A 13,325-nucleotide genomic window follows, 5' to 3' on the forward strand; every position below is an offset into this window, starting at 1 on the left:
CAAAGGAGAACCGATGCGCTGCCCCTATTGCGGTTCGGAAGACACGCAGGTCAAGGATTCGCGTCCGGCGGAGGATTTCACATCCATCCGCCGGCGGCGTATCTGCCCGGATTGCGGCGGCCGTTTCACTACGTTCGAACGGGTGCAGCTTCGTGAACTGATGGTCACGAAGAAGACGGGCCGCAAGGTACCGTTCGACCGCAACAAGCTGGTGCGGTCCTTCCAGATCGCCTTGCGCAAGCGTCCGGTGGATAATGACCGGATCGAGCGGGCGGTATCGGGGATCGTGCGTCGCCTGGAAAGCTCCGGCGAAAGCGAGATCTCGTCCGAAGAGATCGGCCTGCAGGTCCTGGAGGCGCTGAAGAGCCTCGATGACGTAGCGTTTGTCCGCTACGCCTCCGTCTACCGGGATTTCTCTCATGCGGAAGATTTCGAGAAGGTGATCGAAGAGATCAACGCCAAGATCGCCCGCGATCCCGGCCTGGAGCCATGAGGAATGACGACGTCTGACGACCGGCGATTCATGGCGGAGGCGTTGCGCCTTTCGCGCCAGAATACCGGGCTGACGGGGACCAATCCTTCCGTCGGCTGTGTGGTCGTCAAGAACGGCGAAATCGTCGGCAAAGCGGTGACGGCTCCCGGCGGCCGTCCGCATGCGGAAACACAAGCCCTCGACATGGCAGGCGAGAGAGCAGGCGGGGCGACGGTTTACGTGACGCTGGAACCCTGCTCGCATTACGGCCGCACGCCCCCTTGCGCCAATGCGCTGGTGAACGCCGGCGTCGCGCGTGTCGTGGTGTGCCTGACCGATCCGGATCCGCGGGTTTCGGGCAGGGGGCTTGCGATCCTTCGCGATGCGGGCATTGCGGTCGAGTCAGGCCTTATGGAGGACGAGGGGCGACGGGCGCTTGCCGGTTATCTCATGCGCCAGACGAAAGGCCGCCCCCATGTAACTCTGAAGCTTGCAATTTCCGCCGACGGCATGCTTGGCCGGCGCGGCGAGGAAGTGGCGATTACAGGTCCTGAGGCAAGGGCCGAGGTGCACCGGCTGCGGGCCGAAACCGACGCGATCCTCGTCGGCATCGGTACGGTGCTGTCGGACGATCCGGAACTGACCGTGCGTATTCCCGGGCTCGAAAGCAGGTCGCCGGCTCGCATCGTGCTCGACCGGCGGCTGGAACTGCCGCTGGGTTCCAAGCTGGTGCAGAGTGCGCGGGATGTGCCGGTGATCGTTGTGACTGCGCCGGGGTCTGCCTTGCAGGTTGAGGGGGGTGCCCAGGGAGACAAGCGCGAGAAACTGACCGAGGCAGGCGTCGAGATAATGGACGCGACCGAACTCGATATCCTGCTGGCGATCCTTGCTGTTCGCGGCATGTCCTCGCTTCTGGTGGAAGGCGGCGCGACCGTTGCTACGGCCTTCCTCCAAGCGGACCTCGTCGATCGCATCCTGCTGTTTCAGGGAACGGGCACGGTCGGGGAAGGCGGTCTTGAATCGCCCATCTCGCCATCCGATATGCCGACTGGATTTGCGCTGATCCACGACGATACCTTCGGCGCCGACCGTTGTTTCGATTACGAAAGAGGTTTTTGATGTTTACCGGAATTGTCACCGATGTCGGCACGGTTGCGGCACTGACCCCGATGGACGAGGGCATCAAGCTGCGCATCGCGACGAACTACGATCCTAAGACGATCGACATGGGAGCGTCTATCGCCCATGGCGGCGTCTGTCTCACCGTCACCAACCTGCCGGCAGATGGCAGCAACGAGCGCTGGTTCGAGGTAGAAGCGTGGGAGGAGGCGCTGCGGCTGACGACGATCGGGAGCTGGAAGGAAGGCACCCGCGTCAATCTCGAGCGGGCGCTGAAGATCGGCGACGAACTCGGCGGCCATATCGTCTCCGGGCATGTGGATGGTACGGCTGAAATACTCTCCGTGGAATCGGAGGGAGAGGCGGTCCGCATCCGGCTGCGGGCGCCGGAACATCTTGCCCGTTTAGTTGCACCAAAAGGGTCGGTCGGTCTCGACGGAACCTCGCTCACCGTGAATGCCGTCGCCGGGACGGATTTCGACGTGCTGCTGATCCGTCACACGCTTGCAGTGACCACGTGGGGCGACCGCAAGGCCGGCGATCTGGTGAATTTCGAGGTGGATACGATGGCGCGTTACGCGGCGCGCCTTGCGGAGTTCCCTGCGAAGGCCTGAGCTATTCCTGGTCGGTAAACTGCCGGTGGATCTCCTCGAACCTCGGGGCAATCCTTGCGAAGACCGCAACCAGGCCGGGATCGAAATGTGTCCCGGCATCCCTGACGATGATGTCGACGGCTTCCTCATGCGACATGGCCGGTTTGTATATTCGCTCCGAGACCAGAGCGTCGTAGGCATCGGCGATCGCCATGATCCGGCCGCCGATCGGGATATCCTCCCCTCGAAGACCTCGGGGATAGCCTGTGCCATTCCACTTCTCATGATGCGTATGGGCGATTTCCCTAGCGACGCTTAGGAAGGGCGTGGCCGATCCCATATAGCGCTCCGCGGTGGCGATCGCCGCGCGGCCGAGTTCGGCATGGCTCTTCATCACCTCGTATTCCTGCGGATCGAGCTTGCCCGGCTTCAGGAGGATGCTGTCAGGAATGCCGACCTTGCCGATATCGTGCAGCGGCGCGGATTTGTAGAGAAGATCGATCGCCTCATCGGTCAACTCCTCGGCATAGACTCCCTGCTCCTTCAAAGCTTCGGCAAGCGCGCGCACGTAATGCTGGGTGCGGCGGATGTGGTTGCCGGTTTCATGGTCACGCGTTTCGGCAAGCGACGCCATGGCCAGGATCAACGCGTCCCGGGCTCTGGCGGCTTCTTCCTTGGCCGCAGCAAGAGAGTTGATCAGGTGAACATTGGTCATCGCGACGGCGGCGCTGTTGGCTATCCGTTGCAGAAGGCGGACGGCTTCTTCCGAGGGAAGCCACGCCCTGGCCCAATAGGCTTCGATTGCGCCAACCGGATCCTCGTTCCGTACCGGAACGACAATGAGACTCTTGACGAAGGTATCTCGGTAGACAGCGTGCGGAATTCGGTCGTCCTGATAGATATCCTCGATGACGACGAGTTCGGCATGTTTCATGGCCCAACCCGAAATGCAGCTTTCCAGCGGGAAGCGTTGGCCTTTCCAGAGCGGCGCGATCGCATCTTCGTCGGCATAGTAACACTTGTCGTTCTCCCGAAGGACGAAGCTCACTCCATCGGCATCGATCAGCTCGCGAACGGATTGGCGCAGGACCGTCATGATCTCGTCGATGCCGCGCGCCATGGACATCTGCAAAATCAGGTCATCCACGCCATCGGCTGGAAAAGGATTCTGGTTCACGAGGACGTCCATCTTCCCGATTGTCTGGTTCTTTATATATTAAAACTGACTAATAAAAGAAAAGTGCCAGAATTCGCACCACCGCAGCGTCCGTTCAGTGGCGCGACATTACCACGATTGGTCCGTGATAGTCGGTTCTTGCTGTTTCGCGGAAACCCAGTTTGGCGGCGACGCGAAGCGATGCGTCGTTTTTGGGGCTGATGATGCAGGTCATTTCCATATGCGGGAAATGCGTCGTACCCCAGTCGACCATGGCGCCGGCCGCTTCCGTGGCGTATCCGCGGCCGTGTACGGCGGGAATGAGCGCCCAGCCGGTTTCAAGCGTTCCCTCGATCGATGGATGGAATTCCCGGCGCATGTCCTGGAAACCGGCCTCTCCGAGGAAGCGGCCCGTCGCTTTCTCCTCGATCGCCAGAAAGCCGAATCCCATCAGGTGCCACATGCCGGTGACCCGCAACATGCGCCCCCAACTATTCTCGCGCGTCGAGGGAACGCCTGTGATAAAACGGACCACCTCGGGATCCGCCCAGAAGTCGGCATAGGCTTCGAATTCATCGAGCCGATGCGGACGCAGGATCAGTCGTTCGGTTTCGATGGTCGGGATCATTGTCGCAAACTCCGGTGGATCAAAGGCGGCCGCTTCCACAACGCCGCCCAAGGAGATATTCCTGATTCGCATCCCTGCGATCAGCTAAATTCGCTTGCCATTCTGCCCGCCGCGTGTTTTGACCGCGGCCTGCCGAAGCCCGATTTGAAACTGGCTCGATATCATGAAGGTGAATCATGTCGCGTGAAACCGCTCCACATATCCTCATCGTCGAGGCACGTTTCTACGACGACATGGCCGATGCGCTGCTCGATGGTGCCACCAATGCGCTTAAAGAAGCGGGCGCGACCTATGACGTTGTGACCGTGCCGGGCGCGCTGGAAATTCCGCCGGCAATCGCCATGGCGCTCGATGCAGCGGAAGAGGGCGGCACGGAGTACCACGGCTTCGTCGCGCTCGGCATGGTCATCCGCGGCGAGACCTATCATTTCGATATCGTTGCAAATGAGTCTTCTCGGGCTCTCATGGATCTTGCTGTTTCGGAATCGCTGGCGATCGGCAATGGCATTCTGACGGTCGAGAACGATGACCAGGCTTGGGCGCGTGCGCGCCGGACGGACAAGGACAAGGGCGGCTTTGCCGCGCGTGCGGCGCTGACGATGATCGCGCTGCGTGAAAAGTTGAACGGTGGTTGAATTTATGACGAAGGAAGGCGAACATCCGGTCAAGCCGGCCAACCAGCGGGGCGCAGCCCGTCTCGCGGCAGTGCAGGCGCTTTACCAGATGGATATCGGCGGCACCGGCGTGCTGGAAGTGGTGGCCGAATACGAGGCGCACAGGCTCGGCCAGGAACTCGACGGCGACACTTATCTGAAAGCCGATCCGTCATGGTTCCGCTCGATCGTTGCTGGCGTCGTCCGCGACCAGGTGAAGATCGATCCGCTGATCCGCTCGTCGCTCCAGGAGGACTGGCCGCTCTCCCGCCTCGATTCGACGTTGCGCGCGATTTTGCGTGCAGGCACTTTCGAAATCCTTGAGCGCAAGGACGTGCCGGTCGCGGTCATCGTGACCGAATATGTCGAGATCGCGCGTGCCTTCTTCGCCGAGGAGGAGCCGCGGATCGTCAACGCCGTTCTCGACCGCATCGCCAAACAGGTGCGTGGCGACACCAGGAAATAGACTGAGGATTACGGCATGGACGGCGCGGTGGACGGACTTCAGACGCAGCTGCGCACGGCCCGCCGGAGTGTCGCCCTGCTTGCGGCGACCCAGGCGATCCTGGGGTCGGCGCCTCCAGTGGTCTTTTCGCTGGGCGGCCTTGTCGGCTATCAGCTTTTGAGCGACGACAAGTCGCTGGCGACCGCTCCTCTCACCGGCTTCAACATCGGCATGGCGGCGGGTGCCGTCGCAATTGCCGTTGCGTCCCGATTTCTCGGCCGCAAACCGAGCTTCATGCTCGGAGCTGTTCTCGGCGCGGTTGGCGCCGGCATTGGCGCAGTCGCGCTGTTTCAATCGAATTTCTGGCTCTTCACGCTGGGGATGCTGCTGATCGGGCTTTGCGGCGGCGCCACGCAGAAGATCCGCTTTGCGGCTGCGGATGCTTCGCCTTCCTTCTACAAGCCGAAGGCGATTTCGTGGATTCTTGCAGCCGGGATCGTGTCGGCCATAGTCGGCCCGCAGCTGGCGATCTGGACCAAGGACCTGGCGGCGCCGGTGCTCTTTGCCGGTGCCTTCATGGCCCTCATACCCTTGTTTCTCATTGCTGTTCTGATGCTCGTGCCGCTCAGGTTGCCGGCAATGACCTCCAGCGCGACGGCGACGACACCGGCTCGCCCGCTGTCTGAGATCGTCATCAGCCAGCGATTCCTGACCGGCATGATCTGCGGCATCAGCAGCTTCGCGCTGATGACCTTCATGATGACCGGAGCGCCGCTGGCGATGGTCATCGGTTGCGGTTTCCCGACCGAGATGGCGACGCTCGGCATCCAGTGGCATGTGCTTGCGATGTTCGCCCCGAGTTTCTTCACGGGCATGCTGATTTCCCGCTTCGGCGTGGAAAAGATCGTTGCTGCCGGCCTCGTCATCCTCATGGGATGCGCAGTCGTCGCCCATATCGGCATCGAGCTCTGGAATTTCTGGGGTGCGCTTGTGCTGCTCGGCATCGGCTGGAATTTCGGTTTCATCGGTTCGACGGCAATCGTCGCCTCGAGTTACCGGCCCCACGAGGCGGACAAGGTGCAGGGGTTCCATGACATCATCCTGTTTACAACGGTCGCTCTTTCGTCCTTCTCCTCCGGCAAGATATTCACCGCCTACGGGTGGTCGTTCATGAACCTCATCATCTGGCCGGTGACCATCGTCTGCCTGGTTCTCGTGCTGGCATTGATGCTGAAATCCTCTTCCGCAAAATCCGCCTAGAGTCTTGCCCTCTCGGGGCTTGACGCCAATCCAACTCCACCGCAATCTCGCGCCGCGTGATCGACTGTCGGATTCTTGGGAGGGGATTCGGTCGTTTGCGCGAAAATGCGCGGTGGAGTGCCGCGGCGGCCCCGAAATATCTGGGAGGACAGGGCGGGGTGTCGTGGAGTGCATGGCCGGCGGAATGTTCCGCCAGGGCTTAGGGAGAGGAAGAAGCGAATGACCGTAATTTTAGGTGTGATCGTTTGCGGCCTGCTATCGATCATTTATGCCGCCTGGGCGACGCGTTCAGTTCTGGCTGCCGATCAGGGCAATCAGCGCATGCAGGAAATCGCCGGCTATATCCGTGAGGGCGCACAAGCGTATCTGACGCGCCAATACATGACGATCGCCATCGTCGGCGTTGTCGTCGCCATTCTTGCCTGGCTGCTTCTGTCCGGCACCGCCGCGCTCGGCTTCATCATTGGTGCTGTGCTTTCCGGCGCCGCCGGCTTCATCGGCATGCATGTCTCGGTTCGCGCCAACGTCCGCACTGCTCAGGCCTCCTCGCAGAGCCTCGCCGCCGGTCTCGACATCGCCTTCAAATCAGGCGCCATCACCGGCATGCTGGTTGCGGGTCTCGCTCTCCTCGGCGTTTCAATCTACTACTGGGTGTTGACGGCTGGCCTTGGTCATCCGAGCGGCTCGCGCGAAGTCATCGACTCCCTCGTCGCGCTCGGTTTCGGCGCATCGCTGATCTCCATCTTCGCCCGTCTCGGCGGCGGTATCTTCACCAAGGGAGCCGATGTCGGCGGTGACCTCGTCGGCAAGGTCGAAGCAGGCATTCCCGAGGACGATCCGCGCAATCCGGCGACGATTGCCGACAACGTCGGCGACAACGTCGGCGATTGCGCCGGCATGGCTGCCGACCTCTTCGAAACCTATGCCGTTTCCGTCGTCGCCACCATGGTTCTTGCCGCAATCTTCTTCGCCGGCGCACCGGTGCTGGAAACGGTAATGATCTACCCGCTGGCTATCTGCGGCGCCTGCATCGTCACCTCGATCATCGGCACCTTCTTCGTCAAGCTTGGCGCCAACGGCTCCATCATGGGGGCTCTTTACAAGGGCCTCATCGTCACCGGCCTTCTGTCGATCCTCGGCCTTGGCGCCGCGACCTCGCTGACCATCGGCTGGGGCACGATCGGTTCCGTGGCCGGTCGGGAAATCACCGGTACAAACCTGTTCATCTGCGGTCTTCTCGGCCTCGTGGTGACGGCGCTGATCGTCGTCATTACCGAATATTATACGGGCACCAACAAGCGTCCGGTCAATTCCATCGCCCAGGCCTCGGTGACCGGTCACGGCACCAACGTCATCCAGGGGCTTGCCGTCTCGCTCGAATCGACGGCCCTGCCGGCAATCGTCATCGTCGGCGGCATCATTGCGACCTATCAACTTGCCGGCCTGTTCGGGACCGGGATCGCGGTCACCGCCATGCTCGGCCTCGCCGGCATGATCGTCGCGCTCGACGCCTTCGGCCCCGTCACCGACAACGCCGGCGGCATTGCCGAAATGTCCCATCTGCCGCCGGAAGTGCGCAAATCGACCGATGCGCTCGACGCGGTCGGCAACACCACCAAGGCCGTCACCAAGGGCTATGCAATCGGCTCGGCCGGTCTCGGCGCTCTGGTGCTTTTCGCAGCCTATTCCAACGACCTGAAATATTTCGTCGCCAACAGCGCCCAATATCCCTATTTCAACGGCGTCGGCGAGATCAACTTCGATCTTTCAAACCCTTACGTCGTTGCGGGCCTGATCTTCGGCGGCCTCATTCCCTACCTCTTCGGCGGCATCGCGATGACCGCCGTCGGCCGTGCCGCCGGCTCGATCGTTGAGGAAGTGCGCATGCAGTTCCGCAGCAAGCCGGGCATCATGCAGGGAACGGAGCGTCCGGATTATGGCAGGGCCGTCGATATCCTGACCAAGGCCGCGATCCGCGAGATGATCATTCCGTCGCTGCTGCCGGTGCTCGCGCCGATCGTCGTCTATTTCGGCGTTCTGCTGATCTCCGGCGGCGACAAGGCGTCCGCCTTTGCGGCACTTGGCGCTTCGCTGCTGGGCGTGATCGTCAACGGTCTCTTCGTGGCGATCTCGATGACGTCGGGCGGCGGTGCCTGGGACAATGCCAAGAAAAGCTTCGAGGATGGCTTCGTGGACAAGGACGGCACCCGGCACCTCAAGGGGTCGGAGGCACACAAGGCGTCGGTCACCGGCGATACTGTGGGCGACCCCTACAAGGATACCGCTGGTCCCGCCGTCAATCCGGCAATCAAGATCACCAACATCGTTGCTCTTCTGCTGCTTGCGGTTCTTGCCGGCTGAGAACCCGCCTGACAAAGAACGTGTCTCACAAACAAAAGGCCCGCGGGAGCGTCTCCCGCGGGCCTTTTCTGTAACCCAAGTCGGTGCTTAGCGACCGCCGAGCCCGCCCCCGCCGAGGAGGTTGCGCGCTGCTGCCGCACCTGCGCCCCCGGCGCCAGTGCCGCCCGAAAGAAGCTGCTGCAGGAATGTCAGGTCGCGACCGCCTGTCGGCGTCGTGCGGGAAATGGTGTCGAACACCTTGCCATCCTGCATCGTATAGTTGGCCTTCCGGGCCACCGTGCCGTTCTTGTCGAAATAGATCGCCAGTACGGACTGGTCGACCAGCCGCGGCTTCATGAACGCCACGGCGCGTTCGCGCCTCTGGGAAATGTAATAGAAGACTTCGGTATCGAAGGTCGCCGTCGTCGACGGCGTCCCCATGGTCAGCAACACCTGTTCGCGGCTGGACCCCTCAGGAATGAGGTTCAGCGACTGCTGGTCGATGACGTAGCCGTTGTACATGGTATCGCCAAGCTGCATCGACGTGCAGCCGGAAACGGTCATGGATGCGACGACAATCGCCATCGCGGTCTTACTCAAGAATGTCATCTCGTACCCGAAAACCCGCTTGTTCAACCGCATCCCCCAAAACTCGACCGTCCCTGCTGTTCATACCATTGTGGCTATTCGGGGACATAAGGCTGATCCTTGCCGCCATGCGGGCGAAAGGATCACGACCCCGTTCGCTGATCGGCGGAACGGCATTGCAATTCGTGCCTGCTTCGGTAAACCAGCTTTCGTTTCCATGCAACATGGCCGACCGTCAGCCAGAGATCTTCATGGAGGCAAATAACGGGAATTCGGATGATTTTCAGGCTTTTCAGGAAGAAGAACCACAACCGCGCGATCGTCGATCGGCAATATGCCGCCTTGACGTCCACTGCGCGCATTCCCGTCTTCTACAGCGACCTCGACGTGCCCGACACTGTCATGGGCCGTTTCGAGATGCTGTCGATCGTGATGATCCTGTTTTTCCGCCGGACGGCAAAGTCGGATGCGAGCGGGCAGGAGCTTGCCCAGGAAATTGTCGACGCCTTTTTCCAGGATATCGACCATTCGATCCGTGAACTCGGAATCGGGGATCAGAGTGTGCCCAAGCGCATGAAGAGGCTTGCCGGCATGTTTTATGGAAGGCTCGAGACTTACGCTGCCGCTCTTGAGGCAGGCGACACTGAAAAGCTTGCGGATGCGCTTCGGCGCAATATCTATCCAGGAATGGCAGATGCGCCCGCGATGCCTGAACTTGCGGATTGGATGATTGCGGCTGAGGCGGCACTTGCCGGCGTATCCGAAGATGAGATTTCCCGCGGGCAGGCGGTTCTGCCTTTGCCAGGGAAGTGAGGTTGCATGAAGAATATCCATGGTGGGAGCGAAAAACCTCCCTTTTCCTATCCGGTAAAGGTCGGCCACATATCGGCCAATCCGGTGACCGTGCATCTGGAGGCGAATGAGCGGGAGCGCGTGGACCTGGCAAAGCTCTGGCAGGTGGTGTCCGTGAAATCGTTGATAGCCGACCTGCAGATTACGCGCTGGAAGAAGGACGGCGTCCGGCTCAAGGGGCGGGTTACGGCAGATATCGTCCAGTCCTGCGTGGTGACGCTCGATCCGGTCGAATCGAAAATCGGCGAGGATTTCGAGCAGATATTCGTGCCCGAAGGCTCCAAGCTCGCACGGATCGTCACCAACGAGGCCGCCGAGATGATACTGGATCCCGATGGACCGGATCTCCCGGAGGCGTTTGCCGGCGACACCATCGATGCCGGGGTGGCCGTTGCCGAGTTTGCGGCCCTCGCCATCGATCCCTATCCACGCAAGGCCGGTATCGAATTTTCCGATCACCGGGAAGGCGATGGAGACGGGAAGTCGGGCCGCCCCAATCCTTTCGCGGTTCTGAAAGACTGGAAAAAGGACTGACGGCTGTTGTAAGCAGCAACAAAAACTATATTTTGGCCACGAATTCGCCGGCAGCGCCGCGCAGGAGCATGGCCACAGAAGACGCTAGAACTGGCGCATGACCTATGATTGGATCATGTGTCCGGCGAAGATAAGGATCAGGGACGCGTGGTCAGAATTTCTCTTGACGCCATGGGTGGCGATTTTGGGCCCGAGGTCGTCATTCCCGGCGCCGCCAAGGCGCTGGATCGCCATCCGGATGTGACGTTCCTCATCTACGGCCTGAAGGCCGAATGCGAACCGTGGCTGGCGAAATATCCGAAACTGCGCGACAAATCGATCTTCCACGAGTGCGAACTCGCCGTCAGCATGGAAGAGAAGCCGAGCCAGGCGCTGCGCCGTGGCCGCTATGTCTCGACCATGTGGCGTTCGATCGAGGCCGTGAAGCTGGGGGAGGCCGATGTCGCGGTTTCCGCCGGCAATACCGGCGCGCTGATGGCCATGGCAAAGTTCTGTCTGCGCACGATGGCCAATATCGAGCGCCCGGCGATTGCGGGCATCTGGCCGACATTGAAGGGCGAAAGCATCGTGCTGGATATTGGTGCCACGATCGGCGCCGATTCGCAGCAACTCCTCGATTTCGCCTTGATGGGCGGAGCCATGGCTCGTGCGCTTTTCGAAGTTGACCGGCCGACGGTCGGTCTTCTCAACGTCGGCGTCGAGGAGGTGAAGGGCCAGGAAGAGGTCAGGGAAGCCGGCCGGCTGATCCGCGAAGCCAACCTGCCCACTATCGCCTATCACGGCTTCGTGGAAGGCGACGATATCGGCAAGGGAACCGTGGACGTCGTGGTGACCGAAGGCTTTACCGGAAACATTGCCTTGAAGACCGCGGAGGGAACCGCGCGGCAGATCGCCACGCTGTTGCGCGAAGCCATGTCGCGCACCATCTTTGCCAAGATCGGCTATCTGCTCGCCAAAAGCGCGTTCGACCGGCTGCGCGAAAAAATGGACCCGAACAGGGTCAATGGCGGGGTCTTTCTTGGTTTGAACGGCATCGTCATCAAGAGCCATGGCGGCACCAATGCCGACGGTTTTGCAGCCGCGATCGACGTCGGCTACGACATGGCGCGTAACGACCTGAACGCCAAGATTGCGCAGGATTTGAAGGTTTACCATGCTCGCCGCCAGCCGCCTGCTGGCCCTGAAGCGGCATGACGACAGGATGTGAAAGAGAATGATCCGTTCAGTGGTTCGCGGTTACGGGGCAGCCCTGCCGAAGCGGGTAGTGCCCAACAAGGAGCTGGAAAGCATCGTCGAGACATCCGACGAATGGATCGTCCAGCGCACCGGCATCCGCCAACGCTATATCGCAGGCGAGGGGGAGACGACGGCGTCGCTCGGCGAGCAGGCGGCCCGTGCCGCGCTTGAGAATGCCGGGCTCACCCCCGATGACATCGATCTGGTGCTGGTCGCCACGTCCACACCCGACAACACCTTCCCCGCGACTGCCGTAAACATCCAGAATCGCCTCGGGATGACGCATGGCTATGCCTTCGACCTGCAGGCTGTCTGCTCAGGCTTCGTCTATGCCGTGGCGACCGCTGACCTGCATATTCGCGGCGGCATGGCAAAGCGCGTGCTGGTGATCGGCGCCGAGACCTTTTCCCGCATTCTCGACTGGAAGGACCGTACGACCTGCGTTCTCTTCGGCGACGGAGCGGGTGCGCTTGTGCTGGAAGGGCAGGAAAGCGAGGGAACGATCGCGGACCGCGGCGTTCTGACAGCACATCTTCGCTCCGACGGCACCCACAAGGAAAAGCTCTACGTCGACGGCGGACCGTCCACGACGGGCACCGTCGGTCATCTGCGGATGGAGGGTCGCGAGGTCTTCAAGCATGCCGTCGGGATGATTACCGACGTGATCGAAGCAGCCTTTGCCGCGACAGACACGACGGCGGAAGATCTGGACTGGCTGGTGCCGCACCAGGCCAATCGGCGTATCATCGACGGATCGGCGAAGAAGCTCGGAATCCCGCCAGAGAAAGTCGTGGTGACGGTTGATCTGCACGGCAACACGTCGGCAGCGTCCATTCCGCTCGCGCTTTCGGTTGCCGCCGGCGACGGCCGGATCAAGCAGGGCGATCTGGTCATGCTCGAGGCAATGGGGGGCGGCTTCACCTGGGGCGCGCTGCTTCTTCGCTGGTAGGCGTATTTTCAACGCAAACGCAAATATGTCATTGCGCACAGGTGCTTGACCCTCGCGCTCAAGCAAAATACTCTCTATCGGCTTTGACAAGATCAATTTCGAAAATTGGGCGGGGATCATGGCCGGCAAGACAGTAACACGCGCGGATCTGGCAGAGTCGGTATTCCGCAAGGTCGGGCTTTCCCGAACGGAGTCGGCCGAACTTGTCGAGACCGTCATCGATGAGATCTGCAACGCCATCGTTCGTGGCGAGATGGTCAAGCTTTCCTCATTTGCGACCTTCCAGGTGCGTGCGAAGAACGAGCGTATCGGCCGTAACCCGAAGACCGGCGAAGAAGTGCCGATCTCTCCGCGCCGTGTCATGACCTTCAAGGCCTCGAACGTCCTGAAGCAGCGCATTCTCAAGGCTCATACGGCGCGCAAGTCCAAGCAGAAACCGCCAAGTCCTGTTGCGTGAAGCAAGGCGCGCCGGAACCGCATTCGCTCCAATCCTGTGAACA

Annotated in this window: 15 protein-coding genes; 12 read left to right on the forward strand and 3 right to left on the reverse strand. The window is 61.1% G+C overall.

Annotated elements, in window-relative coordinates:
• Positions 1-13 precede the first annotated feature (13 nt).
• Genes nrdR through C5L13_RS24140 form a run of 3 tightly spaced genes read left to right on the forward strand, consistent with a single transcriptional unit; the run spans position 14 to position 2,205 of the window.
• Positions 14-493, forward strand: coding sequence for a transcriptional regulator NrdR (gene nrdR, locus C5L13_RS24130; RefSeq protein WP_105372023.1), 480 nt, complete (start codon positions 14-16; stop codon positions 491-493).
• 3 nt (positions 494-496) lie between these two features.
• A complete protein-coding gene (ribD, locus tag C5L13_RS24135) occupies positions 497-1,591 on the forward strand; it encodes a bifunctional diaminohydroxyphosphoribosylaminopyrimidine deaminase/5-amino-6-(5-phosphoribosylamino)uracil reductase RibD (RefSeq protein ID WP_105385810.1) in 1,095 nt (364 codons plus the stop codon).
• Positions 1,591-2,205, forward strand: a complete 615-nt coding sequence (locus C5L13_RS24140) for a riboflavin synthase (protein ID WP_105385811.1) — start codon at positions 1,591-1,593, stop codon at positions 2,203-2,205. Before ribD ends, C5L13_RS24140 begins: the two co-directional genes overlap by 1 nt.
• A gap of 1 nt (position 2,206) precedes the next feature.
• On the opposite strand, the gene C5L13_RS28840 is transcribed toward C5L13_RS24140, so the two are convergent.
• On the reverse strand, positions 2,207-3,361 hold the full coding sequence (locus C5L13_RS28840) for an HD-GYP domain-containing protein (protein WP_158693516.1): 1,155 nt from the start codon (positions 3,359-3,361) through the stop codon (positions 2,207-2,209).
• A 94-nt stretch (positions 3,362-3,455) separates the two neighbouring features.
• On the reverse strand, positions 3,456-3,968 hold the full coding sequence (locus C5L13_RS24150; protein ID WP_105385852.1) for a GNAT family N-acetyltransferase: 513 nt from the start codon (positions 3,966-3,968) through the stop codon (positions 3,456-3,458).
• Between the two features lie 176 nt (positions 3,969-4,144).
• Between C5L13_RS24150 and ribH the strand changes: the two genes are divergently transcribed.
• The 4 genes from ribH to C5L13_RS24170 all read left to right on the forward strand — a co-directional run bounded on the left by ribH (position 4,145) and on the right by C5L13_RS24170 (position 8,687).
• Positions 4,145-4,603, forward strand: a complete 459-nt coding sequence (gene ribH, locus C5L13_RS24155) for a 6,7-dimethyl-8-ribityllumazine synthase (protein ID WP_105385812.1) — start codon at positions 4,145-4,147, stop codon at positions 4,601-4,603.
• Between the two features lie 4 nt (positions 4,604-4,607).
• Complete coding sequence (nusB, locus tag C5L13_RS24160; protein ID WP_105385853.1) at positions 4,608-5,087, forward strand: transcription antitermination factor NusB; 480 nt, start codon at positions 4,608-4,610, stop codon at positions 5,085-5,087.
• Between the two features lie 15 nt (positions 5,088-5,102).
• Positions 5,103-6,326 carry an MFS transporter gene (locus tag C5L13_RS24165; protein ID WP_105385813.1) on the forward strand — a complete coding sequence of 408 codons (1,224 nt, stop codon included), beginning with the start codon at positions 5,103-5,105 and terminating at the stop codon, positions 6,324-6,326.
• 219 nt (positions 6,327-6,545) lie between these two features.
• Positions 6,546-8,687 (forward strand): sodium-translocating pyrophosphatase, encoded by a 2,142-nt coding sequence (locus C5L13_RS24170; RefSeq protein WP_105385814.1) that lies wholly within the window; start codon positions 6,546-6,548, stop codon positions 8,685-8,687.
• An 87-nt stretch (positions 8,688-8,774) separates the two neighbouring features.
• On the opposite strand, the gene C5L13_RS24175 is transcribed toward C5L13_RS24170, so the two are convergent.
• Entirely contained in the window at positions 8,775-9,308 is a 534-nt protein-coding gene (locus tag C5L13_RS24175) for an outer membrane protein assembly factor BamE (protein ID WP_105385815.1), read from the reverse strand.
• Positions 9,309-9,530: 222 nt separating this feature from the next.
• Here C5L13_RS24175 and C5L13_RS24180 point away from each other — a divergent pair, with 222 nt between their 5' ends.
• The 5 genes from C5L13_RS24180 to C5L13_RS24200 all read left to right on the forward strand — a co-directional run bounded on the left by C5L13_RS24180 (position 9,531) and on the right by C5L13_RS24200 (position 13,282).
• Complete coding sequence (locus C5L13_RS24180) at positions 9,531-10,067, forward strand: ubiquinol-cytochrome C chaperone family protein (protein WP_105385816.1); 537 nt, start codon at positions 9,531-9,533, stop codon at positions 10,065-10,067.
• Between the two features lie 6 nt (positions 10,068-10,073).
• Entirely contained in the window at positions 10,074-10,640 is a 567-nt protein-coding gene (locus C5L13_RS24185) for a YceD family protein (RefSeq protein WP_105385817.1), read from the forward strand.
• Between the two features lie 147 nt (positions 10,641-10,787).
• A complete protein-coding gene (gene plsX, locus C5L13_RS24190) occupies positions 10,788-11,834 on the forward strand; it encodes a phosphate acyltransferase PlsX (RefSeq protein ID WP_105385854.1) in 1,047 nt (348 codons plus the stop codon).
• A gap of 19 nt (positions 11,835-11,853) precedes the next feature.
• Positions 11,854-12,825: a beta-ketoacyl-ACP synthase III gene (locus tag C5L13_RS24195; RefSeq protein WP_105385818.1), complete on the forward strand. Its 972-nt coding sequence runs from the start codon at positions 11,854-11,856 to the stop codon at positions 12,823-12,825.
• 118 nt (positions 12,826-12,943) lie between these two features.
• The gene (locus C5L13_RS24200) at positions 12,944-13,282 is read left to right on the forward strand and encodes an integration host factor subunit alpha (RefSeq protein WP_105385819.1); all 339 of its coding nucleotides are present in this window, start codon (positions 12,944-12,946) and stop codon (positions 13,280-13,282) included.
• The last annotated feature ends 43 nt before the right edge of the window (positions 13,283-13,325 follow it).

Origin of the sequence: Neorhizobium alkalisoli (genome assembly GCF_002968635.1) — a bacterium.
In the GTDB taxonomy this organism is placed as follows: Bacteria; Pseudomonadota; Alphaproteobacteria; order Rhizobiales; family Rhizobiaceae; genus Neorhizobium; species Neorhizobium alkalisoli.